Annotated in this window: 25 protein-coding genes and 2 pseudogenes; 1 reads left to right on the top strand and 26 read right to left on the bottom strand. The window is 51.1% G+C overall.

Annotated elements, in window-relative coordinates; genetic code table 11:
• Positions 1–153: 153 nt before the first annotated feature.
• Positions 154–1,284 carry a polyamine ABC transporter substrate-binding protein gene (locus DBZ16_RS01445; RefSeq protein ID WP_107812671.1) on the top strand — a complete coding sequence of 377 codons (1,131 nt, stop codon included), beginning with the start codon at positions 154–156 and terminating at the stop codon, positions 1,282–1,284.
• 63 nt (positions 1,285–1,347) lie between these two features.
• On the opposite strand, the pseudogene DBZ16_RS16245 reads toward DBZ16_RS01445, so the two are convergent.
• The 26 genes and pseudogenes from DBZ16_RS16245 to DBZ16_RS01305 all read right to left on the bottom strand — a co-directional run.
• Positions 1,348–1,494, bottom strand: a pseudogene (locus DBZ16_RS16245) (IS5/IS1182 family transposase); the annotation flags it as partial.
• A 639-nt stretch (positions 1,495–2,133) separates the two neighbouring features.
• Positions 2,134–2,661: an SMI1/KNR4 family protein gene (locus tag DBZ16_RS01430; RefSeq protein WP_107812668.1), complete on the bottom strand. Its 528-nt coding sequence runs from the start codon at positions 2,659–2,661 to the stop codon at positions 2,134–2,136.
• Between the two features lie 812 nt (positions 2,662–3,473).
• Complete coding sequence (locus DBZ16_RS01420; protein WP_107812667.1) at positions 3,474–4,304, bottom strand: symmetrical bis(5'-nucleosyl)-tetraphosphatase; 831 nt, start codon at positions 4,302–4,304, stop codon at positions 3,474–3,476.
• A gap of 82 nt (positions 4,305–4,386) precedes the next feature.
• Positions 4,387–4,776, bottom strand: a complete 390-nt coding sequence (locus DBZ16_RS01415) for a RidA family protein (RefSeq protein WP_107812666.1) — start codon at positions 4,774–4,776, stop codon at positions 4,387–4,389.
• Positions 4,777–5,108: 332 nt separating this feature from the next.
• A complete protein-coding gene (locus DBZ16_RS01410) occupies positions 5,109–5,687 on the bottom strand; it encodes an opacity family porin (RefSeq protein ID WP_070496237.1) in 579 nt (192 codons plus the stop codon).
• 183 nt (positions 5,688–5,870) lie between these two features.
• Positions 5,871–7,046, bottom strand: a complete 1,176-nt coding sequence (gene hemW / locus DBZ16_RS01405) for a radical SAM family heme chaperone HemW (protein ID WP_107812665.1) — start codon at positions 7,044–7,046, stop codon at positions 5,871–5,873.
• A gap of 222 nt (positions 7,047–7,268) precedes the next feature.
• Entirely contained in the window at positions 7,269–8,036 is a 768-nt protein-coding gene (locus DBZ16_RS01400) for a DUF6630 family protein (protein ID WP_240600132.1), read from the bottom strand.
• A 78-nt stretch (positions 8,037–8,114) separates the two neighbouring features.
• Positions 8,115–8,624 (bottom strand): hypothetical protein, encoded by a 510-nt coding sequence (locus DBZ16_RS01395; RefSeq protein WP_107812664.1) that lies wholly within the window; start codon positions 8,622–8,624, stop codon positions 8,115–8,117.
• Between the two features lie 76 nt (positions 8,625–8,700).
• Positions 8,701–9,294, bottom strand: coding sequence for an RdgB/HAM1 family non-canonical purine NTP pyrophosphatase (gene rdgB / locus DBZ16_RS01390; protein WP_107812663.1), 594 nt, complete (start codon positions 9,292–9,294; stop codon positions 8,701–8,703).
• Positions 9,295–9,303: 9 nt separating this feature from the next.
• Positions 9,304–9,534: an NGO_0222 family membrane protein gene (locus DBZ16_RS01385; protein ID WP_003741840.1), complete on the bottom strand. Its 231-nt coding sequence runs from the start codon at positions 9,532–9,534 to the stop codon at positions 9,304–9,306.
• Between the two features lie 139 nt (positions 9,535–9,673).
• Positions 9,674–9,887, bottom strand: a pseudogene (locus tag DBZ16_RS01380) (HI_0552 family protein); the annotation flags it as partial.
• A gap of 130 nt (positions 9,888–10,017) precedes the next feature.
• The gene (locus DBZ16_RS01375) at positions 10,018–10,638 is read right to left on the bottom strand and encodes a DUF1269 domain-containing protein (protein ID WP_003741838.1); all 621 of its coding nucleotides are present in this window, start codon (positions 10,636–10,638) and stop codon (positions 10,018–10,020) included.
• A gap of 156 nt (positions 10,639–10,794) precedes the next feature.
• Positions 10,795–11,025, bottom strand: coding sequence for an NGO_0222 family membrane protein (locus DBZ16_RS01370; RefSeq protein ID WP_019270290.1), 231 nt, complete (start codon positions 11,023–11,025; stop codon positions 10,795–10,797).
• Between the two features lie 156 nt (positions 11,026–11,181).
• Positions 11,182–12,072: an NAD(+) kinase gene (locus DBZ16_RS01365; protein ID WP_049222657.1), complete on the bottom strand. Its 891-nt coding sequence runs from the start codon at positions 12,070–12,072 to the stop codon at positions 11,182–11,184.
• Between the two features lie 20 nt (positions 12,073–12,092).
• Positions 12,093–12,665: a ubiquinone biosynthesis accessory factor UbiJ gene (locus tag DBZ16_RS01360; protein WP_107812662.1), complete on the bottom strand. Its 573-nt coding sequence runs from the start codon at positions 12,663–12,665 to the stop codon at positions 12,093–12,095.
• A gap of 175 nt (positions 12,666–12,840) precedes the next feature.
• Positions 12,841–13,650, bottom strand: coding sequence for an SDR family oxidoreductase (locus DBZ16_RS01355; RefSeq protein ID WP_107812661.1), 810 nt, complete (start codon positions 13,648–13,650; stop codon positions 12,841–12,843).
• 47 nt (positions 13,651–13,697) lie between these two features.
• Entirely contained in the window at positions 13,698–14,348 is a 651-nt protein-coding gene (locus tag DBZ16_RS01350) for a TetR/AcrR family transcriptional regulator (protein WP_003751497.1), read from the bottom strand.
• An 11-nt stretch (positions 14,349–14,359) separates the two neighbouring features.
• A complete protein-coding gene (gene murB / locus DBZ16_RS01345; RefSeq protein ID WP_107812660.1) occupies positions 14,360–15,400 on the bottom strand; it encodes a UDP-N-acetylmuramate dehydrogenase in 1,041 nt (346 codons plus the stop codon).
• Between the two features lie 48 nt (positions 15,401–15,448).
• Entirely contained in the window at positions 15,449–16,222 is a 774-nt protein-coding gene (locus DBZ16_RS01340; RefSeq protein WP_107812659.1) for an LEM-3-like GIY-YIG domain-containing protein, read from the bottom strand.
• A gap of 63 nt (positions 16,223–16,285) precedes the next feature.
• The gene (gene norM / locus DBZ16_RS01335) at positions 16,286–17,665 is read right to left on the bottom strand and encodes a multidrug efflux MATE transporter NorM (RefSeq protein ID WP_107812658.1); all 1,380 of its coding nucleotides are present in this window, start codon (positions 17,663–17,665) and stop codon (positions 16,286–16,288) included.
• A 155-nt stretch (positions 17,666–17,820) separates the two neighbouring features.
• Complete coding sequence (mnmC, locus tag DBZ16_RS01330) at positions 17,821–19,437, bottom strand: FAD-dependent 5-carboxymethylaminomethyl-2-thiouridine(34) oxidoreductase MnmC (protein ID WP_107812657.1); 1,617 nt, start codon at positions 19,435–19,437, stop codon at positions 17,821–17,823.
• Positions 19,438–19,492: 55 nt separating this feature from the next.
• Complete coding sequence (locus tag DBZ16_RS01325; protein WP_107813086.1) at positions 19,493–21,502, bottom strand: site-specific recombinase; 2,010 nt, start codon at positions 21,500–21,502, stop codon at positions 19,493–19,495.
• Positions 21,503–21,658: 156 nt separating this feature from the next.
• Positions 21,659–22,450 carry an NAD(+) synthase gene (gene nadE, locus DBZ16_RS01320; protein ID WP_107812656.1) on the bottom strand — a complete coding sequence of 264 codons (792 nt, stop codon included), beginning with the start codon at positions 22,448–22,450 and terminating at the stop codon, positions 21,659–21,661.
• A 173-nt stretch (positions 22,451–22,623) separates the two neighbouring features.
• Positions 22,624–23,394, bottom strand: coding sequence for a hypothetical protein (locus DBZ16_RS01315; protein WP_107812655.1), 771 nt, complete (start codon positions 23,392–23,394; stop codon positions 22,624–22,626).
• Positions 23,395–23,427: 33 nt separating this feature from the next.
• Complete coding sequence (locus tag DBZ16_RS01310) at positions 23,428–24,267, bottom strand: hypothetical protein (protein ID WP_240600129.1); 840 nt, start codon at positions 24,265–24,267, stop codon at positions 23,428–23,430.
• A 229-nt stretch (positions 24,268–24,496) separates the two neighbouring features.
• Positions 24,497–26,269: an assimilatory sulfite reductase (NADPH) flavoprotein subunit gene (locus DBZ16_RS01305; RefSeq protein WP_107812654.1), complete on the bottom strand. Its 1,773-nt coding sequence runs from the start codon at positions 26,267–26,269 to the stop codon at positions 24,497–24,499.
• Between the last annotated feature and the right edge of the window lie 289 nt (positions 26,270–26,558).

Raw genomic sequence — 26,558 nt, 5'->3', positions numbered from 1 at the left:
GCTATATTACCGCAAAACCTTGTTTCTAGCTATTGAATCAGGGACTTTCAGACGACCTTCGGGCTATCAATATAATGGAAATTGCTATCAGATAGTGCGTGCCTGATTTATAATCCCTTACTTTCCCTTCCACCTGATATGCAAGGAATGATAATGACCAAACATCTGCCCCTCATCGCCCTAGCCGCCGTCATGCTCGCCGCCTGCGGAGGTTCGGATAAAAACACCTCCGACAAAGCGGGTCAGGCGGGAAACCAAAATGTATTGAGGATTTACAACTGGTCGGAATACGTTGATCCCGAAACCGTTGCTGATTTTGAAAAGAAAAACGGTATCAAGGTAACTTACGACGTGTACGACAGCGATGAGACGCTGGAAAGTAAAGTATTGACCGGAAAATCGGGCTACGACATCGTCGGCCCGTCCAATACCTTCGTCGGAAGGCAGATTAAGGCGGGGGCTTATCAAAAAATCGACAAATCCCTGATTCCCAACTATAAAAACCTCAATCCCGAATTGATGAAACTGATGGAAGGCGTTGATCCGAGCCACGAATACGCCGTTCCGTTTTATTGGGGAACCAACACCTTCGCCATCAATACTGAGCGCGTAAAAAAAGCCTTGGGCACGGACAAACTGCCGGACAACCAATGGGATTTGGTGTTCAACCCCGAATACACATCCAAGCTGAAACAATGCGGCATCAGCTACTTGGACAGCGCGGCGGAAATCTATCCTATGGTCTTGAACTACATGGGTAAAAATCCCAACAGCAACGATACCGAAGACATCAAAGCCGCAACCGAGCTGCTCAAGAAAAACCGTCCCAACATCAAACGCTTTACTTCGTCCGGCTTCATCGACGACTTGGCGCGCGGCGATACCTGCGTCACCATCGGCTTCGGCGGCGACTTGAACATCGCCAGACGGCGCGCCAAAGAAGCGGGCGGCAAAGAAAAAATCCGCGTGATGATGCCCAAAGAAGGCGTGGGGATTTGGGTGGACTCCTTCGTCATTCCGAAAGATGCGAAGAACATCGCCAACGCCCACAAATACATCAACGACTTCCTCGACCCCGAAGTCGCCGCGAGAAACGGCAATTTCGTCACCTACGCCCCTTCCAGCAAACCCGCACGCGAATTGATGGAAGCCGAGTTCAGGGACGACCGCACCATTTTCCCGAGCGAAGAAGATTTGAAAAACAGCTTTATCATGGTCCCTATCCAACCCACCATTTTGAAATTCATGGTTCGCCAATGGCAGGGCGTAAAAGCGGGCAAATAACTTGATACGGATAGATTAAAGGTTCTTGAATTCGGATTTTAAGTGCAACATTAGGTCGTGTAGTCACAATATATTAAGCCACATCGCAATAATCCGGATTTCTATTGCCGCCGCAAATGAAGCCGGTTTGTTTGCATAACGCGTGGCAATATCCCGCCAACGTTTGAAATCCAAAAAACGGTGCTCCTCCAAATGACGGTAACGGTACAGGTAATGGGTCGAAAAGCAGTTGCCTTTGGCGGGGTATACTTGCATACACTGTAACTATGGCTTTTAAACAGTTATTCAGACGACCTTGAATCGTATATAAATTAATAGAAATGAGATAGTTATAATATCAAAAATAATAAAACAGATAGAATTTGAGTTATAGAATAAGTTTCACTTAATATTGCTTCAAAGGTGTCCATCATTTCTAGTTTATATTTAATTTTAGAAAAACATTTTGGCAAAGTATAGTGGATTAACTTTAAACCAGTACGGCGTTGCCTCGCCTTGCCGTACTATCTGTACTGTCTGCGGCTTCGTCGCCTTGTCCTGATTTAAATTTAATCCACTATAATTACGCATCATGATATTCAATACCCTCAGCAGTTTGCACATACATGCCGTAAAAGTAACTTTATACGGCTTACCCTCAGACAGTGCAAACATCGGTAAAAAAACTGAATGAGCTGCTTGAGCCTCGTTATCGTAACGGTGGCACACACACAGCTCCTTTCAAAATGGGCATCAGTTGTTCGATGTTGTCGATTTGTGTTTGGCGAGTCTGGTGTTGGCAGAGAGCTTTCTTGATTGTTGGGGCGACACCAACTACGGCTTATTTATATTTATTAAGCAGTTGAGTTTTTAATAAATAAATGTAAAACCTTCAAATGTTTTGGGCCAAGGTGCCCTATTAAAACATTCTTTTAAGATTTTGGTGTCATTGGTCAAGTTATAAAATACTTCAAATAAATCTTTTCCTAGTAGATATATATCGCCTACAAAATCTGTTGCGTATATATTAAATTCATTGTGTGAATCTTCGCTATATATATCCCAAAATAAATAATACCCTGACTCACTTTTGGCAAATGGTTCCATTCGTTTCATTAAATTTAATGATTCATCAGGATAATAGTCAATATATTCATCAATATCATTCATATATGTTGATTTTATATGTTCACGAGCATTTTGCCACGAATCATGAAACTGTGGATTTAGGGGGATGTAAATTAAGTAATTGTTCAATACTCTCCCCCAGCCAAATTGTGTTGCGAAAGATTGGTAAGAATGAGGAAATGATTTGCCATTTGCAAATTTAAATTCTTTCAAGTATTTTTTATCAGCAAATACTTGAGAAGTATTTAATATCTCTAAGTTATAACCCATTTGTTATTTTCCTGTTTTAAAATTTTATTCTTTAAGTTATTTTGAATATTTTCAATACTGGCATCTAGTATTTTGGCGTAATCCATTTTCTATTCAATCGTGAACTATGATATCCGTCTTATTATCTCAAACAAGTATTTTTATTTAAGTATGTTACATTCGCTTGAAAAAATACTCTCTACAATGATTTAACTATTAAGCACTATTTAGGAATGAGTTTCCCTAAATATAATCATCCTGCAATATTGTATGATGAGGTTAATTTGGATAAGGTCGAGGAAATCAGCAAACGCAAGGAGATTGTATCCTATTATGTTGGGTTTTATAGAGATGGGAAATTAATTAAATTTGATAAATATAGTGGATTAACTTTAAACCAGTACGGCGTTGCCTCGCCTTGTCGTACTATCTGTACTGTCTGCGGCTTCGTCGCCTTGTCCTGATTTAAATTTATTCCACTATATATTAATGGTAATAAAATAATGGGTTTTACTTATGAGTATGATGACAGGGGAAATTTGATAAAAATATATAAAAATAATATTGAGTAAAATAAGCAGATTGGGGCAGTGTCCAACAAATCTTAAGGTCGTCTGAAAGTTAGTTTTCAGACGACCTTCGTTTTTTATTGTCGAAAACGTGCTTTTATAGAAAAGCGCCTCCCGCCATTATGATCAACGGCAGCTATGATAACAACGGCTACGACGGTTTAATTGCTGTTTACAGAAGTGACAACAGGAAACTGTGCGGTTTCTCCCGCTGAAACCGTATCATGGTCGGGCACGACCTGCTCAACAAACTGGTATCCTGATTTATTTCAAAGCCGTTTTCCAGTCCAAACCGCCGAGGGAGGGGACTTGGGTGATACTGTGGTCGGCAAGGTTGATGGCGGTCAGTTCGCCGCCCCAAAGTGCGCCGGTGTCGAGGGAGAGGATGTTGTCGGTGTTCATAAAGCCCAGCGAGGACCAGTGGCCGAAGACGATGGTGTGGCTGAGGTTTTGCCTGTTTGGGGCTTTGAACCAAGGGCGCAGGTTCGAGGGCATTTTTTTGAGGGTGGATTTGTAGTCGTAGTCGAGTTCGTTTTTCAGCGTCAGTGCGCGCATTCGGGTGAAGACGTTGACAATCATGCGCAGGCGGTCGTAACCGGTCAGCTCGTCGCTCCACTCGGCAGGTTTGTTGCCGTACATTTTGGAGAAAAACTTTTTGTATTTTTTGCCGCGCAACTCGGCTTCGGTTTCGCTGGCGAGCAGTTCGGCGCGGGCGATGGTCCATTGGGGCAGGATGCCGGCGTGAACCATAACATGGCGGACGCCTTTGATGAGCAGGGGTTGGAAACGCAGCCAGTCGAGCATTTTTTTGCTGTCGGGGTGTGTGAGGATGGGTGTAATGGTGTCGCTTCGTTTGACCGTGCCTTCGCCGCAGCCGACGGCGAGCAGGTGCAGGTCGTGGTTGCCGAGAACCATACGGACGCTGCTTTCGTGTTCCATGCAGAATTGGAGGACTTCGAGGGATTTGGGGCCGCGGTTGACGATGTCGCCGACGAGCCAGAGGGTGTCTGTGCCGTGGTTGAAGTTGATTTTGTCGAGCAGAAGGGTGAATTCGTCGAAGCAGCCTTGAATATCGCCGATTGCGTAGTGTGCCATTGTTGTTATTGTCCGATTGTGTGTGTGGTGTTTCAGACGACCTTTGGCTTGTGGGAGGTCGTCTGAAAACGGGTTGCGTGTCTTATGCGTTCAGTACCAGCACGGCTTCGGCTTCGACCTGCACGCCTTTGGGCAGGGAGGCGACACCGACGGCAGCGCGGGCAGGGAAGGGTTCTTGGATGAACTCTGCCATGACTTCGTTGAAGACGGCGAAGTTGGCAAGGTCGGTCAGGTAGGCGTTGAGTTTGACGATGTCAGCCAGCGTGCCGCCTGCGGCTTCGGCGACAGCTTGCAGGTTTTTAAAAACCTGGCGTGCTTCGGCGCGGAAGTCGCCATTGCCGACAACGGTCATGGTGACGGGATCGAGAGGGATTTGACCGCTCATGTAAACGGTGTCGCCCGCGCGCACGGCTTGGCTGTATGCGCCGATGGCGGCGGGGGCTTTGTCACTGTGGATGATGGTTTTGGACATGATTTTCTCCTGTTGTCGGGGTCGTCTGAAAGATGGAAACTTTGATGAAAACGGTGGTGATTATCGTATAAAACCGAGGGATTGTGTAGGGTATGGATATTTTCAGACGACCTTTGGTTAAATAAATTTGAATGAGAATAGAATTATAGTGGATTAACTTTAAACCAGTACGGCGTTGTCTCGCCTTGCCGTACTATCTGTACTGTCTGCGGCTTCGTCGCCTTGTCCTGATTTAAATTTAATCCACTATATATCGTATGTACTTCAATCATTTGCGAAAACCGCCCGAAGTTTGGACGCTTCGGGCGGTTTTGTTATGAGGGGTGCGGGAATTAGAATTTCACGCGGACACCGGCAGATACTTCGTGAGAATGCACTTTTAAGCCGTCGAATTTGCCCAAGTGGTTGTAGCGGTAGCCGGCGTCCAAAGCGACGTTTTCGGTAATGTCATAGCCTACGCCTGCCAATACGCCTACGCCGGTTTTAGTTTTGCGGATCGATTCAGTCTCATGAAAATTCACACTGCGGTAATCGTCGTCATAAGAAAAGCGATTGATGCCTACGCGTGCGCCGACATAAGGTTTAACTGGGGAGTTTAAGTCGAAATCATAAATGGCGGAAACACCGACGCTTTGGAGTTTGATTTTTGAGTCGAGTGTGTAAGACCGACCCTGTTCATGGTCTTTCAAAGTTTTATAGTGGGTGTAATCGGCAGCGACACGGAAATCGCCGAAATCATATCCGGCAGACAGACGCGGGCTGAAGCCTTTGGCACTAGTTTTGCCACCTTCGTCATTGGTTTTAAGGGTTGAGTGGCCAAGATCGCCTTGAATGTAGAAACCATGGCTGTCATCTGCCAGCGCAACGGTTGAGATGGAGAGGGCAATCAGGGTAGTCAGAATTTTTTTCATGTTTGTTTCCTTGCAACGGAATAAGGGGTATTACCGCCGAATATTTATTCAAGACCGACGGTTATCCCAATTGTATTTTATTATGATAAAACAAACAAGATAAAAACTGTCTGTCATGGTTTTCGTTAGCAGCCTGCGGATGTTACGGTTTGGTGTATTAAGGTCGTCTGAAAAAATCTAATCCTATAAAAAGCATTGCAATAAATCGTTTAAAAACAACCGTCCCTGCTCAGTTGGGCGGAACACGGTCGGGTCGGTTTCCAGCAGACCTTTTTGTCTAGCCGTTTCGATTTGCGCCATGATTTTGGCGGCGGGTATGCCTGTGCGCTCCTGCAACATCGCGGCGGGTACGCCGTCGGTCAGGCGAAGGGCGTTCATCATGAATTCGAACGTCAAATCTTCGGCGGCGACGGTTTTGCGTTCGACGGCTTCACTCGGCTGGCTTCGCATTAAGGCGAGGTAGTCGTTGGGGTGGCGGCGGCGGACGGTGCGCTCGATGCGGTCGGGGTAGGAAATTTTGCCGTGCGCGCCCGCGCCTATACCTAAATAATCGCCGAACTGCCAGTAGTTCAAATTGTGGCGACACTGCATGGCGGGTTTCGCAAAAGCCGATGTTTCGTAGTGGATAAAACCCGCGCCCTCCAGCGCGGCGTGTACCGCGTCTTCGATATCGAGGGCAGCTTCGTCTTGCGGCAAACCTTTCGGCGGCGTATGACCAAACGGCGTGTTCGGCTCCATCGTCAGATGATACGCGCTGATATGTGTCGCGCCCGTGGCGATGGCGGTTTGCACGTCGTCCAATGCCGTTTGAACAGTTTGGTTTGGCAGCGCATACATCAAGTCGATATTGACTTTATCAAATAATTTCAAGGCGGTATCGATGGCGGTTAAGGCTTCTTTGCCGTTGTGGACGCGCCCCAGCCTTGAGAGCATATCGTCGTTGAAACTCTGCACGCCAATAGAAAGCCGCGTGATACCCGCATCTTTAAATCCTTGAAACTTCTCAATTTCAAATGTACCCGGATTGGCTTCCAAAGTAATTTCCGCTTCGGGCTGCAAGCGCAACAGCGAACGCACGCCGCTTAACAAACGGTCAATCGATTCCGCCTGAAACAGGCTGGGCGTACCGCCGCCGAAAAAGATCGTTTCCACCGGCCTACCCCAAATATTGGGCAATTCGAGCTGCAAGTCGGTCAGCAGCGCGTCGATGTAGGCGGCTTCGGGCAATCCGTTTTTCAGACTGTGGGAATTGAAGTCGCAATACGGGCATTTTTTGATGCACCACGGGATGTGTATATAGAGCGACAGGGGCGGCAGGGCCGTGAGCTGTCCGGCTTGGGGGAATGTGATTTGGGTCATAGTGTGTTTTGGGGATTGAGGTCGTCTGAAATTTTTTCAGACGGCATCTGTGGTATTAAGTTTCGTGTCAGATGGTTTTATAGTGGATTAAATTTAAATCAGGACAAGGCGACGAAGCCGCAGACAGTACAAATAGTACGGAACCGATTCACTTGGTGCTTCAGCACCTTAGAGAATCGTTCTCTTTGAGCTAAGGCGAGACAACGCCGTACTGGTTTAAATTTAATCCACTATATTTACCCGCTGCAAGGACACACCATATTGTTTCGATACTTTTTCAAAATCGGCTGTGTCTTGTTGCGGGATGATGATAAAAGTGTAATAGTCGCTTCCCGTGTCTGCACTATAAAGTACTGCACCGGCAGCTTCAAATAAGGGATATACGGCCCTTGCCAACTGATCGGGCAGATCGTCTTCAAGCTGCTGTTCAGTCCAATTCAGGTTGACATTAAAACGTTGCGCCATTTCTGCGATGCAGTCAATAAAACCTTCTCCGTCTTTCCAATCAACGGAAAACAGATGTGCGTAGTCTTCGAGATTATTGTGTAGGATAAAGCCTTCGGTTAAGAGGTTTTTGAATACGGTGGTTTCGTTATTTTCTTCCTGCGCATTATTTTCCCCGTCTTCATCTTCCCCTCTTAAGTCTTGATGGATATTTTCGATAATGATGCCAACGGTTTCCGGACGGTCGCGGTAAATGACATCCAGCCAATGCCGGAAAAGTGTTTCATGATTTTTAAATGGGCGGAACAATGTGTAAATAAACAAACAGATAAAATATAAAGGGAACATCAGCCAAATCAATAAACGCAGCAAAACGACAATGATGGGCAGAAAAGGCTTTGAGACAAACAACAAAGTTTTAGAAATAAACAGTAACAAAATTAATGATAAAGTTACTATATACGACAATATCAAACGGATGGTTTTCATTAGTAGGGTAGAGGGCAGTAAGGGCAGTTTCAAAAGTTGGTGGCGGGAATGGGCCATAAATTCGTTTTTATTTCGATACAAGGACAATTGCAGGTCGTCTGAAATTTTTTCAGACGACCTGTTGTCTTTATGTTGTTAAAGTCTTTTGCGAATCCAAGACGAGAGTTTGGGCGCGCCGAACAGCAGGAAAATGCCGATAAGGAACTGGGCGGTGCTGGCGAATATACCGGCTTGGTTTTGCGGACCGAGATTTACCCAAACGGATGTGTGTGCGTCGGTGAGGGTAGATTGTGTAAAACGATAGATAGAGAACAAGTAAATCAGGTTGGGTATGGCTTGGGAAAGAGTGTATACGCCGATCAAGACAATACCGGTCGTCATCCATGGCGCAGGGTGTTTTGGGGTTTCCTGTGCGGTTTGTAGGTGTTGGGGCAGCAGGCGGTTGGCAATAGTGGCAGGAAAACACCATACAAGCAGCCATGCGGCCAAATAAAAGCCGTAGATGGATAGCGGCAACAGGAGTTGTGCGCTGTTATATTCGCTTCCAGACTGGGCAAATATGGTAACGATGCTGCTGAATGTTTGTACGATACCGATTAAAACGATCAAACGGATGGCGGCAATCAGGATTTGCTTGGGGGACATGAGTTTCTTTCGTGATGTGGTGGGTTTGGGTCGTCTGAAAAAGCGTTTCGGGGTTTTCAGACGACCTATCATCGATTTATAAGGCTTCGATTTTTTTCAACAATTCCCGCAAAGCCTGTCCCCTGTGGCTTTCGGCATTTTTGATTTCGGGGTCAAGCTCGGCGGCTGTGCAGTTATGTTCGGGCAGGTAGAAATGCGGGTCGTAGCCGAAGCCGTTGGTGCCTGCGGCTTCTGCCTGCCATTGTCCGCGCCAGATGCCTTCGGCGATGATGGGCTGCGGGTCGTTTTCGTGGCGGACGAGGACGAGGACGCAGACGTAGTGGCAGCTTTTGTCGGCTTTGTCGGCGAGGTCGTCTGAAAGGCGTTTGTTGTTGGCGGCATCGGATTTAGGATTGGCTCCGGCATAGCGGGCGGAGAGGACGCTGGGTGCGCCGTTTAATGCGGCGGCGCAGATGCCGGAGTCATCGGCGAGCGCGGGCAGACCGCTGTGGCGTGCGGCGTGGCGGGCTTTGGCGAGCGCGTTTTCGACGAAGGTGTGGTACGGCTCGGGGCATTCGGGCGTGTCGAACTGCGATTGCGGCAGGACTTCGATGTTCAAATCGGCGAAGAGGCGGGAAAATTCTTTGAGTTTGCCTGCGTTGCCGCTGGCGAGGACGATTTTGTCGAACATGGGTTTTCCTTAATGGGGTTCGGTTTGTTGCGAGCGCATGATTTGTGCGCGGGCTTTATGGCGGATGTAGAGGGCGAGGCTGCCGATTTGGGCGAAGACGGCGCCGAAGGCGAATAGGAAGGCGGCGACGGCGAATTGTTTGCTTTGGATGGAAAGCAGGTAGGCGCCCAACGTTACCAATGCGATGAAGAGCAGGGTGAAGAGGATGGTCAGAATGAGGAAGGTTCGGCGTTTGGTCATTGGTTTTGTTTGTTTCTTTTAGATTTCAGGTAGCCTTAACGGCAGATGGGGGAAGCTTGCTTCCGCTCACAGCCGCACATTGTGGCAGGCTTCGTACACTGGCAGCAGGCGGTGCAGGGTTTCGACTAGCCAGGTCGCGCTGCCAGCCGTTGCACCAGCGTTCGATATGCGGCGGGGCAAAGCCCGCGCCCAGTTGTGAGGCTACCTGTAAAACCAACGTGCGCCACACTTGCCACGCGGCTTTGTAGTCGGCCTTGCTTGGTTTGCGCTTCGGTTTCGGGCTGGTATTGGCGGATTTGGGCGAACTGGAAAAATGGGCGTTGGAATAGGTCGCAGCTTTGCGGGGTGAGCATGATGGTTTGGCGGGGCATGAAAAAGGGAGAGGCTACCTGAAAAATAGATTTTCAGGTAGCCTCAAACCGGTTTGGCATGCATCCGAAACGGAAAATTTGAGCGGTTACATACCTTGGGTTGGTGGCAGTGTTATTTCAACTTGGCTGCCAATTTGTCGAATTTTTGTTTGATGTCGGCCTTGAAGGCTTCCACTTTCTCTTTGCGCTCGGCTTTGCGCTGTTTTTTCCACGCTTCGTGTGCCTGACGTGCCACTTCTTCCTGCGCTTCTATTGCTGCCAATACGTCCTGTTGGGCAACGGCTGCATCTTGCCGGAGAATAACGGTTTTGAAACGGTGGAAGAAGGCATCCAATACAGCTTCGTCGGATTCTTGCGCCAAAATAATGATTGCAGTACTGCCGTTATCCAGTTTTTTGGCTGTATTTTCCAGCAACAACCCCTCTCCCAATGTTTGGGCAGTGCCTGCATCACTGCCGATGAGTGCGCCAGTAGCTCCACCCAACAGAACACCGATAGGACCGCCGAGAATGCCGACCAGTGAACCAATGAGGCCGCCCGTCCATGTGCCTTCGACCGTATTGGCGGTAAAGTCGGTGCTTTCTGCTGGGATAATCAGACCATTTTCCTTTTTAATCAAAACGGCTTGTGCCACCAAAGCATCTGTTGTCTGCGAGTAAGCTTTCAATTCAGAAAAGGCTTGATAAGCTTCGCTGGAGATGTTGAATAAGACAACGATGATGTTTTGTTTCATAAGTCTACTCCCGTGGGTTGAAAGATTTAAGAACATACAAGTTGTATGCGGTGTCAGTGTAAATTGCAAGGGGGGGGGGGGAGCAATGCGGCAAACAAAACTTTACCTATGTAAAGCCTGTAGAACCGGCAAATGGATAACGAACAATACCCAGCCTTAATGGGATTCGGTTTGTTGCTCACGCATGATTTGTGCGCGGGCTTTGTGGCGGATGTAGAGGGCGAGGCTGCCGATTTGGGCGAAGACGGCGCCGAAGGCGAACAGGAAGGCGGCGACGGCGAACTGTTTGCTTTGGATGGAAAGCAGGTAGCCGCCGAGCATGATGAGTGCGATGAAAATCAGGGTGAACAGGGCGGTCAGCAGGAGGTAGGTTTTTTGTCGGTTCATGATTGGGGACGTTTTTGATAAAGGGCGGACGTGGGGTTTAGGTTGTCCGTTTGTTGTTAGATAGGGATGGCGTTGGTTTGGGAATGGGGGAAGGGTTTGTGGGTTGATGAGGTCGTCTGAAAACTTGGCAATCGGGTTTCAGACGACCTTTGGTGTTTATACGAGCTGTTCGCCCCAGTGTAATTTTTGGCGCAGGGTTCGGAAGTATTGGTAGTCGGTGGGGTGGAGGATGCGCAGGGGGTTGTGGTAGCGGCGGATGATGATGCGGTCGAGGTTTTGTACGTCGATGAAGGATTGTCCGTCGAAATGGACGCGGGCGTCGCCGCTTTGGGTAACGAGGATTTCGATTTCGGAGGTGTCGGGGATGGCGATGGGGCGGTTGGTCATGGATTGGGGGCAGATGGGCACGAGGGTGAAGGCGTGTAATCCTGCCTGCATGATGGGGCCACCTGCGGCAAGGGAGTAGGCGGTGGAGCCGGTGGGGGTGGAGACGATGAGACCGTCGGACCGTTGGGTATAGACGAATTCTTGGTTGATGAAGACTTCGAACTCGATCATTTGTCCGGCGCCGCCGCGTGAGATGACGGCATCGTTGAGGGCGAGGGCGCGGTGGATGGTTTCGCCGTCGCGGACGAGTGTGGCTTCGATGAGGATGCGCTCTTCGGGCAGGTATTTGCCTTCTAGGACGAGCTGCAGCTCTTCGGTCATGTTTTCGCGGGGAATTTGGGTGAGGAAGCCTAAATGCCCCTGGTTGATGCCGATAACGGGTACGGTACGGGGGGCGATTTCGCGGGCGACGGAGAGGAATGTGCCGTCGCCGCCGAGGACGATGACGAGGTCGCAGTGTTTGCCCAAGTCGGATTTGCTGACGATGTGGCAGCCGACGGTATCTTGAACATAGATGCAGCGTTCTTCTATGCCGATTTCGTCAAGATAGACGGTAAAGCCGTGTCCCTGCAGGAATTGGATGAGGGTATGGGCGGTGTTTTGGATTTCGGGGGTATTGGGGCGGGTTACGATACCGATGTTGTGAAACGGGCTGTTCATAGGCATGGGTCGTCTGAAAATTAGTCTATCCAGATGTCGCGTTCGAGCCGGTCGAGGCGTTCGTTAAGGCGGGCAACGTCGTCGCGCAGTTTGTCCACTTCTTCCATCCAGGCGGACAGGGTGGCGGCGTCGATAACGGGAGATTCAGGTTCGCGGGAAAAGTCGCTGATTTGCTCGGCTATGCTTTGTCCGATTTTTTTGACGGTTTGCCCGATGTTTGCGGCGCGTTCGCTGATGCTGCCCGCGAGTGAGTCGCCGAAGATGCGGGCGAGGTCGTCTGAAGCGTAGTAGCGCAGGCTGCCGAGTATGGGCAGGACGGTCATGCCGAGCATAAGGTCGCCTTCGAGGCTGATGTCGCCGACGCCGGGTTCTTGTCCGGTCAGGATTTTGCGGATGGCGCTTTGGTGGAAGGTGATGAGGGTGTCGGCGGGTTGGTCGGCGGTTTCGAGGAAGCCGTCGTAATTGATGCGTCCGGTCAGTCCGAATCCGGCGAGGTTGAGGCTCAGGGTTTTGCCTGACAGGCGGGACAGGTCTTGTTGATGTTCCGGATTTTGCTGTATCAGGTGGTTGATAACGGGAAATAGGGCGGACATAGAGTGTTCTCGATACTTTCGGGCTTGGGGTTGTATAGTGGGTGAACTTGATTTGTGCGGCGATGCTTCGCCTTATCCTGTTTTGTCGACTCACTATGTTAAGTAAGACTGTGTTTTTTGGTTTTGGTTTTGCCGCTGCCGAAAGGTCGTCTGAAACGGTCGCGGAGCCGTAATTTTACAGGCTTAAGCCGTCGGCGGAAACGGTATTTACAATTTTGCCGCTGCTTGTGTCATCAGGCGCAAAATCGGGCGGCGGGAGACCGAGTTTGGCAGCTTCGGCGGTGTAGAAATCGCGGCGGGTCGGGTGGCGCGGTTCGACGATGTTGCGGATGCGCCTGCCGTTTGGATGGAGGGTCGTCTGAAACAGGGTTTCGACGGCAATGTCGCGGTGGACGATATTGACAGGTTGGTTGCCGCCCGAGATGTTTTGCTTTTGAACAAGGCGGCTGACGGGATGGCGTTCGGCGCAATAAAGCCCGCCCAGCCGCAGGATGTCGATGTTCGGAACGCCGCTGTCGAGCAGGTATTGCTCGGCGGCGAGGATTTGACGGGCAGACTCGGTTTGCGGGTCGGGTGTGGCAGTTTCGTCGCATTCGCGCGCTTTATCGCCGTAAATGCTGGTGCTGCTCGTGAAAATCAGATGCTGCACGTTACACGCTCGGGCAAGTTCTGCCCATTGTTTGACGGTGTCGGCGTAATGCGTCAGCGAGGATGGCGGCAAAAGATAGAACCAAACGGGTTTGTCGGCGTGGTGCCGCCAAAAGCTTGTATCGCGGGCAAGGTTCGCGCTTTGAAACACGTCGTCTTGATTGAGGTCGAGGGTGTCGAGGCGTATGGGCAGATTAATATCGTCCGAAGTCATGCTGCGCTTGACAGCAGCGACTCGGCTGCCGTGTTCGTAAAGTTTCTGCGCCAAAGGACGTCCGAGGTAGCCTAAGCCTAAGATAGATGCGTCGGGGGAAGCGGAAGGAGGGGTATGTATCATGTTTATAGATGAATGCCGTCTGAAAATTAGCTCAGACGGCATGAAGATTATGACTGCGCACCGCCTATTTTCCGGTCGTATTCCTCGCGGTGTTCCGGCAAGAGATAGGGGCGCAGGAGGCTTAAGGTACGACGGATGCCGCGTGCTTTGGAGTCTTCGGTCAGCTTGGTGCGGCCGCGCAGGGAGCTGTCGAAGTCGAACCAGTATTTCGTGACCATCCACATATTGACGGCGAGGTCGTTCATGGCTGTTTGGTCGGCTTGGATGATGTTCAATCCGTTGAGCTGAGTGAGCAGGTTGACCAAGAGCGGGGAGACTTTGGCTTGGGTGAAGGTATTGTGTTCGCCCAATAGTTCGGCACTGCGCGCAAGCAGGGTGTTCACGTCGCTAAAGAGGAAGCGGTATTCCCACATGACATCGTAAATGCCCGCCATATAGTTGATGGAGTCTTCCACATCGGACGGCAATACGGCTTCATTCAGATATGCCAGCAGGGCTTCGCTGTAACGTTTGAACAGTTGGACGATGATTTCGTCTTTGTTGCGGAAGTGGTAATAAAGATTGCCCGGACTGATGCCCAAATGCGCCGCGATATGGTTGGTACTGATGTTGCGCTCGCCTTCCTCGTTGAAAAGCGTCAGGCTGGCGTCGATGATGCGGGTGTAAGTATTGGTTTTTGCAATGCGGGTCACGGGCATACTCCTTGGATTTACAGGCTGAACGAAGCGGGCAGCCAATTGGGTTCGGCGTGTAATTCTACCTGAAATCGAGTAAATACTGTATCGCAGACATGTTGCGCCAGTTGCCGGACGTCGTCTGAAGAAGCATTGTTTTTGTTCACCAAAACCAAAGCCTGCCTGTCGTGTACCGCCGCGCCGCCGATTTGGAAGCCTTTCAGACGGCATTGGTCGATCAGCCAGCCGGCAGCGAGTTTAACCGAACCGTCAGGCTGCGGATAGCGCGGCATATCGGGATGCTGCTGCAACAGGGACGCAGCTTTTTCCGCGCTGACGACGGGGTTTTTAAAGAAACTGCCGACATTACCAAGTACGTTAGGATTAGGCAGTTTACTGTTGCGGATTACACACACTGCGTCGGAAACATCTTTCGCCGTCGGCACCCTGCCCGCGCTCAGTTCGGCAACGGCGGCTACCAAATCGCCGTAACCCAAATTCGGCTCGAAACGCTCTTTCAGGGCGAATACGACCGAAACAATCACATAACGCCCTTTGCCTTCCTGCTTGAACAGGCTTTCGCGGTAGGCGAAGCGGCAATCGGCATTGGCAAGCTCGACAAAGGTTTCCGTATCCAAATCGAAGCAGCGCACGCTGTGAATCACGTCTTTCGCTTCCACGCCGTATGCGCCGATGTTCTGCACGGGCGACGCGCCGACCGTACCCGGAATTAGGCTCAGGTTTTCCAGACCGTTCAAACCCAGCGCGACGGTGTGCAGGACAAAATCGTGCCAGATTTCGCCTGCCTGCGCTTCGATGTAAACGAGGCCGTCTGAACGCGCAATCTCGCGTATGCCTTTGTTTTCCATATGTACGACCAGTCCGACGTAATCCTGCATCAAGAGGATGTTGCTGCCGCCGCCAAGCCATAAAACGGTATTGCGGTCGAACTCGGGCAGTCGGACGATGTCGCGCAACTCGTCAGCGTGTTCGAGCGCGATAAAGGCTTGGGCTTGGGCGCGAAGGCCGAAGGTGTTGTAGGGGGTAAGGTCGGTTTGGTATTGGATGGGTTGCATGATGATTTGTGTTTTATGGAGGATTCAGGTCGTCTGAAAACTTACTATTTAACAATTACGATAGGTAATGGGGTTTTGGGGCGCTTTATAGTTTTCTTGGGAGGAATAGGTCAGCTTATTCACGATTTCTTCATAAATTTTGGAGTCATCTGGTAACGGCTTGCCTTCAAACATCCAGCGGCCTTGAATAATATCGTCGGCAGAAATCCATCTTTCGATTTCATACACTGCCAATGTCCAGCCGCGATAGACTGCAACTGCATATTTTGCTTTTTCGCGCCTGTTTCCGATTTTCCAATATTTCCGTGTGCGCTCATAAATTTCCTTATGCCTATCGGCTTCAGGAATATTCCCTGATCTGATGTCTTTTTTCAGTTTCTCGTATTCGTTATTAATCGTAATTAAAACAATGGGTTCGTCAGTTTTTAATTCTTGAGCATCATACTTTCGTTTTAATTCCAACAAACTCATTAATCCTACTTCAGCAGAATGCGTGCCCCCTTGAATATTAGTCAGCGGCTGCTGGCTCGGCTTGACTAGGGAGAGTAGGTCTATCGCCATTGCTTCATATTCAAAAGCCTGTTTGTCTGTTTGGATGTTGTGCCGCAGAATGTAATACACGGGCTGGTTTCCGCTTTTATGTATTTCCCTAATCAAAGCAATTTTATCACTTGGCGTTTCTGTTTCTTGTAATGAACCTAGGGCATGATGGAAAACGCGATTGCCTACGCCTTTACCTACATAGAAAATATTGCCGTCTCTAGGGTCAATCAAGCAATAAACATAGTAAGCAAGTTTTTCTATAATGGAAGTTGAAAACATTTTTTCCCTTAAAAGTGAATAAGCCGTAAATGAAATATCAATGGAGGCCGTCTGAAAGAAATTTCAGACGACCTTATGCGTTCTGACCATCTCCCTGCTGCACAATTCCAAGCACCACACCAAGGCGATGGCTGCGATGGTGAGCGAGGCAATCAATGCCGTCCAGAAGCCGTAAATGCCCATATCGAAACGGTAGGCGAGCAGGTAGCCCGGCAGCAGGCCGCAGCCCCAGAAGGCGGCGGCGTGGATGAACATCGGCACCTTTGTGACTTTATAGCCGCGCAGGGCGTAGGACGCGATACATTGGGTAAAGTCTGCCGGTTGAAATAAGCCGGCGAACAACAGGACGGTGGCGGCGATGCTTAAAACCGCCGGATCATTGTTGTACATGCTTGCCAGCGGGGAACGGAATAATACCAAGGAAAGCACGGTAATCACGGCGAGCACCCAGCCCGACACCAGCGATACGCCCGAAATATAACGCGCCCGCGAAAATTCGCGCCGTCCTAATGAAAAGCCGATGCGCACCGTCCCTGCCGAGCCGACACTTTGCGGAATCATATAGAGAATCCCCGACAAACTGATGCCGACCTGCTGCGCCGCCACATAATCCTCGCCGAAGGGCGCGATCAAAAACACGATAAACGAAAACGCGCTGGCTTCCAAAAAATAAGACAGCCCGATGGGCGCGCCGATTTTCCAAATCTGTTTGAACACCGCCCAATCCGGTTTGCCGAATTTTGCCGTCAGTCCGAACGGGCGGAAGAATTTTTCCTTGGCGATATAAATCCACAACGCCAGCGCGCTGAACCAAAACACCGCCATCGTCGCCAGTCCGCAGCCTGCGCCGCCCAAAGCGGGCATACCGAATTTGCCGTAAACGAAAACATAGTTCAGCGGCACGTTCAACACAAACGCCGCAAAGCTGACCAACATAATCAGGCGCGGGCGGTTCAGGCTGGAGGCGTAGGCGTGTAAGGCGCGGTGTACCATTGCCGCCGGCATCGCCAGACTGGTGAACAGCATATACTGCGCCATCGTATCTTCCACATAATCGCTCAAGGTCAGCCAGTTGCGGAACGGCGTAATCGCCGCCCACATCAATACCATGCCGAAAATCCCCAAGATCAGCCCGAACCAAATCCCCTGCCGCCCCGTTTCGCCCACTTCACCGGTTTTACCCGCGCCGTAAAGCTGGGCAATCATCGGGTTCAGCGCCGCCATAATGCCCATAAAGGTAATATAAACCGTGGCAAACGCGCTGCTGCCCAAAGCCACCGCCGCCAAGTCCTTCTTGCTCGCATCGCCCGCCATCACGGTATCGACAAAACCGATGCCCACCTGCGCAACCTGCGCCAACAACATGGGCAGGGCAAGGGCGGTCAGCAGGCGGATTTCTTTCAGGAAGACGGGAAAGGAAAAGCGGTTGAGGTCGAGCAGCATAAGTGTTTGTAGGACTTTAAAAAAGCGGAAATAAAGAAACAGGTCGTCTGAAAACAGACGGCCTGTTCCGTATGGGCATGGGATGCGACATTATAGTGGAAACGGAGGTCGATTGACAGCTTGGTCAGGCAGCTTTTCAGACGACCTCTTGCGCATCAAAGCAAAGGCTGCTGCCGCACGATGGCGCGGATGACGGCGCGGTTGGGGTGCAGGGCAGTGCGCAGGCGTTGGGACAGCGGCTGAGGCATGCCGAGGATGTCGGCGGCAATGGCGGCGGCGCAGACGGGGGCGGTGGCGAGGCCGCGGGTGCCGTGTGCGGTGTTGATGTAGGCGTTCGGCAGGTAGGGACAGGGGATGTTGTCGAGGCGGTAGTTTTTGTCCAACGCGAGTTTGGCGTAGGCGGTCTGCATGGCGGCGATGTCACCGAGTGCGCCGACGACGGGCAGGTGGTCAGGACTGTCGCAGCGCAGGGCGGCGTGTCCTTGTGGTTGTTCAAAGGGGTCGTCTGAAACCGAGCGAAGCGGGTTTTGTTCAAACAATGATTGCGCCAATGGCGGGTTGAGTTGTTGCAGGGCGGCACGGTTGGCGGTTTCTTCGTGCGGGTGCCAAGCGTCGTCGTTGCTGTTAAGGACAAAGGTTGCGCCGTAGCAGTGTTGCCCTTGCCAGCTCGGGCTGATGTAGCTTTCGCCGGATAGCGCGCAGCGCAGGCGTTTGGAAAAACCGCTTGCCGCCGCTACGCCGGTTTGCCCGCGGATTTGGCGGAACGGCAGGGCGGAGACGTTGGCATCGGCGGCGTTCGGGCTGTGCGCGCCCATGCAGTAGATGATGTGGGTTGCGCTGAAGCTGCCGCGCGGCGTGTGTGCCGTCCAGTTTGCGCCGTCGTATTCGGCGGAGGATAGGGGCGTGTCTTCGTGTAACGCAATCAGCGGATGATTCAGCAAGGCGCGGACGACGGCGGGCGGGTTCAGCCATACGCCCTGCTGCCAGTAGAGGCCGTCTGAAAAGACGTTTATGCCTGCGATTTGCGCGGCTTCGTCGGCGGATACGCTGCGGTAAAGGTGGGCGTGATGTTGCTGCAAACTCAATGCCTGATTGCGTTTGCGTTCGGCTTCGTCAAAATTGAGATGCAACACGCCGTCGCCGCCCCATGCGTCGGAATCGGGCAGCAGGTCTTGCAGCAGGCGGCGGGTATAGCCGTAGCCTGCCAGCAGCAGTTCGGTCTGCTCGGTGTCGTGCGGCGAGATTTTGGCGTAGAGCAGCCCTTGGCGGTTGCCGCTGCCGCCTTGCGCCGCTTTGCCCGCTTCCAAAACGGTAACGCGCACGCCGTGTTCCGCCAGCTTGCGCGCGGTCGCAGCGCCGGCAATACCCGCGCCGATAACCAGCGCGTGTTCGGGCGGAGTGGTGGCTTGAGGTCGTCTGAACCAAGGTTTAATAGGCTTGGGCGCGGCTTGCGGCACGGCTTCGGTCTGCCATTCGATAGGGTCGAAATGTTCGTGCAGGCTGTCGGCACGGTGCGGCGGGACAAGCCAGAGATGCACATTAGGTAACAGGTTTTCCAGAAAGTTGACGCTGTTGAACTGAAGGCATTTTACGGCTTGGTCGAGGCTGTTTTTCAGACGACCTTCCAGCTCGCTCGGAGCATCGGACAAAGGAAAATCGGGAATGCGGTTTTCGCTCAGACAGGCAACCAGATGCAGCGGCGCGGGATGAGTTTCGATCACGCGGGCAAGTTCGGCGGGGGCGGGCGGGGTGTTCCAAGCGAGGATGAGCATGGCGGGGTCGTCTGAAAAAAAGTTTGATTACTGAAGCGCTGTCTGTCGGCTTGCCTTAATGCCTTTCTCCCTGCTCTTTGGTCGGCTCTTTGGTTTGAACCGGCGTAACCGGGAAAAACAAGATCAGCGGGTTGGCTTTAATCTGCTGCCAGAAGCTTTTGCACAAATTGCCGACGCTGCCGATTTTCGTGCCGCGCGAACGCAGGGCGACGAAGAGGGCGAGGGTGAAGCTGACGATGAGGTTGACTAGGCCGATGGCGAGGACGCTGCAAATGCCGAGCATGAATGTACCAAAGCCGACGTTGCCGCTGACGGCGGCGTAGCCTAGGTTGGCTGAGGAGAAGGCGACATGGCGGATGTCCAGCGGCAGGCCGAGGAGGTGTCCGAAGTAGCCGGTCATGCCCAAGAGCATACCGAAGATGAAGTTACCGACCAGCGAGCCGTAGTGTTTGTGGATGTAGGCGGCGAGGACGCGGCGGGGTTTGGGGCGCATGATTTTGCGCAGCAAAGGGTTGAAGGGCAGGCGTTGGCGCAGGTTGAGATAGTCGGCGCGGTTGTCGAAGAAGCCTGCGATGATGCCGGAACAGAACAGCCACAAGCCTGCAATAGCGGCATACCATAGGGTCGGATGATTGATGATGTCTATGGATTTGAACTGGTAGGCGGTGGTGTGGGCATCGAGTATGGGCTGTTGGTTCAGATGAGCATAGCCGAACGATATGGCGCACGCCAAAAGGATGGCGATGGACACGTTGCCGAAGACGGCAACGCTTTGGGAGCGGCATACGTCAATGAGGAGCTTGGCAAGCTTGTTGTCCACCGCTTTGCCGCCTTCGTTGAGATCGACTTGTTCGGCGAAGCTGGCGGCAGTCATGGCAGGCTGTTTGGTAGCGACGGTGCAGTGCAGCATGTGGATGATCATGAAACCTATGCCGTAGTTGAGCCCTGCCAACAAGGAGGTAACGAAGGGGCTGAAGCCGAGTGAGCCGATATGGATTTTATACAGCGCCATCAAGGCGATGATGACGCCGCCGCCTGCCGCGGAATAGAACATTTTGAAATATTCTTTACGGTTGCGGGTGATGTAATGCTCGCCGTGGTGGCTTTTGTTTTCGGTAATGCTGCGGGCGAGCATACGGATGCTGCTGCGGCGCAGGTGGCGGGTGCTGTATTGCTCGACCGCGGCGTAGATGAGGGAATTCATCAGGGTGATGGTCAGGCGGTTGCGGTTGCCGGCATCGGTTTGGATGTCGGTGAGCAGTTTCAGACGACCTATGGTCTGCTGGAGCCGTTCGAGCAGGTGGGCGACTTTGACGGACGAGCCTGAACCTGCACCCGTCCCTTTGCGGCGCAGATAGTCGATTTGCTTGCTGCACTGGTCGAACATGACTTCGAGATGCGCAGTGTCGTAAGGGCTGGTGTCGTTGCGGTAGTGTTCGACCAGTTTGGCGGTTTCACGTTGGAGGGCGACGAAGGGCGAGTCGGCTTCGAGCAGGCGCGGGGCGATGCGGATAAGGTCGGGTTCGAGGGCTTCGGAGGCAATCCAAATGGCGAGCATTTCAATGGCGCGCAGACGTGCGTCAACCAACTGGCGGCAGGCGTTTTGCAGCAAGGCGGGATCGACGCTGGTGCGGATCAGATCGTACAGGCTCAACCATTGGCGGATGCTGAGGGTTTGCAGCCATCTGTCGTCGTTTTCCGAATGAAAAAGATAGAGGAACACTTCGCGCAGGTTGGCAAAATCTTTGTAGGACGGGCTGAAACGTTCGTATATGCGTATGCCCATCTCGCGGGTGAAGCTGTGGCGCGAGAAGATGCCGAGTTTGATCAAAGCCGGATAGATGTGGACTTGCGAAAGCCAGTGGTAAAAGCGGCCGCTGAAGTTTTTTGCGAGTGCTTCGTCTTGTTTGAGCGTGGCGATAATCAGGTCGAAGCGTTCTGCCGCCTGTTTTTTGCCGCCGCGCCGCAGGAATTTGATTAAGGCATTGAGAATAAGGACGAAATCGGTGTCGGTCAGGCTTTTGGAAAGTAAGGGATGTAGATTTTGGTGAGTAATTTTTTCCATTGCGGTATTTTTACACAAAACGGCGGGTTTGATAAGTTCGGGTAATTTATGCAACCTGCTGTAAGCACATTCGATATTTTGGAGCAATGTTTGACGATTTCAACCCTCTTTGTTTTGAAAAGGTCGTCTGAAAACCGGTTTCAGACGACCTTTCGCTTATTTCAGCATCTCTTCGGGAATTTTGCAGACGGGAATCGGATTGACTTTGTGTAGCATGGCTTTGTGCAGACGGGTGTAAATTTCCAAGACTTCCCGCTGCCTGCCTTCAAAATCTTCGGGGCGGCGCGTACCGTAAACGCTCATCGCCCATTCGAGTTCCGGATAGCTCGCGCCCATCTGTTCTTCGTCCGTGCGCTCGGTATCCCAAAGTCCGTCGGTCGGCACGGCTTTTTGGATGGACTCAGCGATGTCCAGTTCGGCGGCAATTTGATAAATCTGCGTTTTGGTCAAGTCGGCAATCGGGCTGATGTCCACGCCGCCATCACCGTATTTGGTGAAAAAACCGACGCCGAAATCTTCGATTTTGTTGCCCGTACCGGTAACCAGTAAACCGTTTAGCTGACCGTAATAATAAAGCGTCAGCATCCGCAGGCGGCTGCGGGCGTTGGCAAGCGCAAGCTGTTTGGTGGGGAACTCGGTTTCATCGACTTCGACATCGGCGGCAAAAGTATCGAAAGTCGGCGTCAAATCCACGCTCATTCCACTTACATTTGGAAATACCTGCTCCAATCGGCGGATATGCTCCTGCGCGCGGCTGACTTGGTCGGCTTTTTGGCGGATGGGCATTTCAAGCAGCAGAACCTTCAGTCTCGTCCGTGCCGCGATGGCGGAAACGACTGCGGAATCGATACCGCCGGAAACGCCGACGACAAACCCCTTGGCGTGTGCGGTGGCGGCATAGTTTTTCAGCCAGTCGGCAATATGGCGGATAACGGCTTGGGTCTGCATAGTCAGGCTCCTGATTTGAAAGGGGGAATCATACCCGATTTTGAAAGGCTGCGGCATATGGCAGGTCGTCTGAAAACATGGGTTTGGCGTTACGAAATAGACTGCCGTGTTTGCAATATTGTCGGTTTGAGGTTTTCAGACGACCTGTGTGATGAACGGCTGGCTCCCGTGTTTTAATGAGATTTTTTGTTTGACTTGTCTTTATATCGATAGATTTGCAGATTGGTTGACCTGCCGCCTTTAAAAGAATTGATTTCATAAGTAATGCCATCATACACGGCGCGCGTACTGATCAGCTCTTCATTAAGCGGCTGTTTCTGTTTAAAGACTTCGATGTTTTGGATATGTTTGTCCAATAGGTTTTTAAACAGATTGTCCGGTTTGTTTTTATGGTTGATGGTGGAAATGATTAAATCGGGGATAGTGGTGTCTTTCAAGATAAGTCCATCGTTTCCAATCACAGCATCCACACCGTCTACCTTGTTATTGACATGATATATGTTGACACTATACGGACATCCCAACTTGACAAAGTCTTTTAAAACTATAGTGACAGAAAAAAGATTGGCATGATAGTCAGCGGCTCTATACATATTTTGTTTCCCGAAATTTTTTTCAACGATTTCATTATTGCTTTTTTCGATAAAGCCTAACTCTTGCAATTTGGGAACAATCAGTTCTTTGTTCATGGGGATAGGCAGGCGGTTAACTGCCTCAAAATGCGTAGGCTCATATCGCGGGTATGCCGCAGGGTCTGCAGGCGGGAGCGGGGGAAGTGTATTAAACCTATATTCGGAAGGATGACATTCAAAATGCGATGTAGCTGCGGTTTTAACGGCTTCTGCCTTTTGCTTCCCATCTTGAGCCAAGTTCGGCTGATTGCTACACGCTGCCATAACCAGCAAACTCGCCAATATCATCAACCTTTTATGGACCATCTCCATGATTTCACTTTCTTTATTTGGTCTTTGTTGTAATCAGTTATGGACTTTCTTTCGGGTTTTATATCGATAAATTTGCAGCATTGTTTCCCTGCCTCCGCCGAACGAGTTGATTTCATAGGTAATGCCATCGTATACGGCACGCGTACTGATCAGCTCTTCATTAAGCGGCTGTTTCTGTTTAAAGGCTTCGATGTTTTGGATATGTTTGTCCAACAGGTCTTTAAACAGGTTTTCAGGCTTGTGTTTATGATCAATGTTAGAGACGACTAAATCGGGAATGGTGGTGTCTTTTAAGATAAGTCCATCGTTTCCAATCAATATTTCTACGCCGTTTACCTCGTTATTTACATGATAAATATTGATATAATATGGACACCCTTGATCGATAATGTCTTTTAAAGTGATAGTTATAGAAAAAATATTTTCATTATAGTTAACAGTATCATACATATTTTTCTTTCCGAAATTTTTTTCATAGATTTCGTTACTGCTATCTTCTATAAAACCTAACTCCTGCAATTTGGGAATAATCAGTTCTTTGTTCATAGGGATAGCGAGACGTTTGGTTTCATCTCTAAAAGCCGATTTTCTCTGTTGCGCTAAACTGATTGGTATACTTGTAACATTAGGTAAAGGTGGGGGGATTTCTGGGAGTGTATTGAATTTATTTTCGGAGGGATGACATTCAAAATGAAGGGGAGGTGAATTTTTCTGCTTGGTTTTAGCAGCTTGGACATTTTGTTTTCCATCCAGAGTTAAGTTTGATTGATTTGTACACGCCGTCATAACCAGCAAACCAGCCAATATCATCAGCTTTCTATTAAATGTCTTCATTATTGATAACCTTCTTTTTACTTTTTCGATGTTCATCATATCCTGATGCGGTTTGTAACAAATAAATCGGGTTTTTTGTTGGATGGAAATGACGATGAATTTTGTATGTTAGCTGGGTTGAGATACAGGGTAAAGCAAATGGGATAAGCGGTGGAAGGTGTGTCTGAATGGTTTGCTGTGTCTGAGCGAGATAAATGGCTTGGTGATGCGAAAGGTCGTCTGAAAACCTGATTTGGGCTTTTCAGACGACCTTTCGTTTGGCGCGGTATCAATAAACGTCGCGTTGGTAGCGTTTGTCTTCGCGCATTTCGTTGAGATAGTCTTCGGCATCGTCGCGGCTGAGTTTGCCTTGGGTTTCGATGACGTCGAGCAGGGCGGTTTCTACATCTCGTGCCATGCGGGTGGCGTCGCCGCAGACGTAGAGGTGTGCGCCTTGTTGCAGCCAGTTCCAGACTTCGGCGGCGTGTTCGGCAATTTTGTGTTGGACATAGACTTTGCGTTCGCTCTGCCTGCTCCATGCCAAGTCGGCGCGGGTGAGGATGCCGTCTTTGCGGTAATCGCTCCATTCAAGCTGGTAGAGGAAGTCGTCGGCGAGGCGTTGGTTGCCGAAGATGAGCCAGTTTTTGCCGCTGTCACCGTTGGCGGCGCGTTGCTGCATGAAGGCGCGGAAGGGGGCGATGCCTGTGCCTGCTCCTATCATGATGACGGGGGTGTTGCCGTCGGCGGGCAGGCGGAAGTTGGGGTTGGGTTCGACGAAGACGCGTACTTCGCCGCCTTCTTCAAGGCGTTCGCCCAGATAGCCTGAGGCTGCGCCGGTGTAGCTGTTGCCGTGGTGGTCGAAGCGGACGACGCCGACGGTCAGGTGGACTTCTTCGCCGACTTCGTCTTGCGCGGAGGCTATGGAGTAAAGGCGTGGGGTTTGGGGGCGGAACAGTTGGAACAGGGTTTGCGCATCCAAGGGATGAGGATGGGCGGCGAAGACACCGACAGGCGGTGTGGTGGCGAGATAGGCGTCCAATCGGGTTTTGTCGGCGGCTGTGGTTTTGAGTGCTTCGCTGCCGGACAACTCGGCGTATTGCTGCACGAGTGCCGGCGTGTTTTGCGTGATGTCGGCGGACTCGGTCAGGGCGGTGCGGATGTCGGTTTCGAGGTTGTCTGAAAGGCGGATTTTTTCTTCGCCGCTTAATTGGTGCAAATCGAGGATTTCTTGAACCAAAGCCGAATCGTTGAGCGGGAGTACGCCCAACGCGTCGCCTGCCTGATAGTGCAAGCCGGAGCCGGACAGGTCGATTTCGATGTGTTCCACGTCTTTCTCGGCGGAACGGGACGTGATTTTTTGGCGGACGGACAGGGTGGCGGTATAGGGTTTATCTTTGGTATAGACAGTGCCGACTGTTTGGTTTGCGGCTGGTGTGGCTGAAGGAGCGGCGGTTTGCGCAGCAAGCTCGGCAACTTTAGGGACGACGGCTTCGACCCATGCGTCGGCAGCGTTTTGAAACTCTAAATCGCAGATGCCCAAGTCGTTCAGACGACGTGCACCCAGTTCGGCGAATTTGGCGTCAAAGTCTTTGCCTGCTTGGCAGAAATTAGGATAGGAGGAATCGCCCAAACCCAAAACGGCGAAAGTGAGTTTGCCCAAATCGGGGGCTTTTTTGCCGAAGACGAATTTATACAGCGGCAGGGCTTCTTCGGGCGGCTCGCCCTCGCCTTGCGTGGATGTTACCAACAGCACGATGTCTTCATCGGGCAGGGTTTTGCTTTTGAAGTCCCCCACGCTGCTCAATACGGCTTCTACGCCTGCGGCTTTTAGTTTGGCATATAAAGATCCGGCAACGCCGCGCGCATTGCCCGTTTGCGAGGCGGATAAAACCAACACGCGTCGCGCGGTGGCGGCAACGGCAGGAGCAGCGGAAACCTCCAAACCGCCCGCCGCCCCTTGACTTTGCGCCCAGCAGTAGCCGGAAAGCCAAGCGAGCTGTGTAGGCGAGAGGGCGGCGAGTTGTGCGGAAAGTTCGATGGGAAGCGGGTTGGCTGGGGTCATGTCGGTTCCTTTGTGCGGACGGCTGCTTGAGGCAGAGCGTTTGCCTGCGCGGCTTTAATGGTTTGATTGGTTGATGATTTTTATAGAAACAGTGGCGATACTGTAAACAGGTCGTCTGAAAAACGGAAAGAATGCTTGGTTTTAATTTAATGCGATTTCGTTATATTCTGGATTGGGAGAGGGGGAGAGGGTTGATATCGGTTTTCAGACGACCCGACTATAATCCTTTGAGATTTTTAAGGGGCAGCAAAAGCGCAGATGTCCATCGGACAACTAGTCAAGCAGCTTA

It is taken from the genome of Neisseria sicca (genome assembly GCF_003044565.1).
Lineage (GTDB): Bacteria > Pseudomonadota > Gammaproteobacteria > Burkholderiales > Neisseriaceae > Neisseria > Neisseria sicca_A.
The sequence above is the reverse complement of the archived record's forward strand: the minus strand, read 5'-3'. Positions and strand labels throughout refer to the sequence as shown.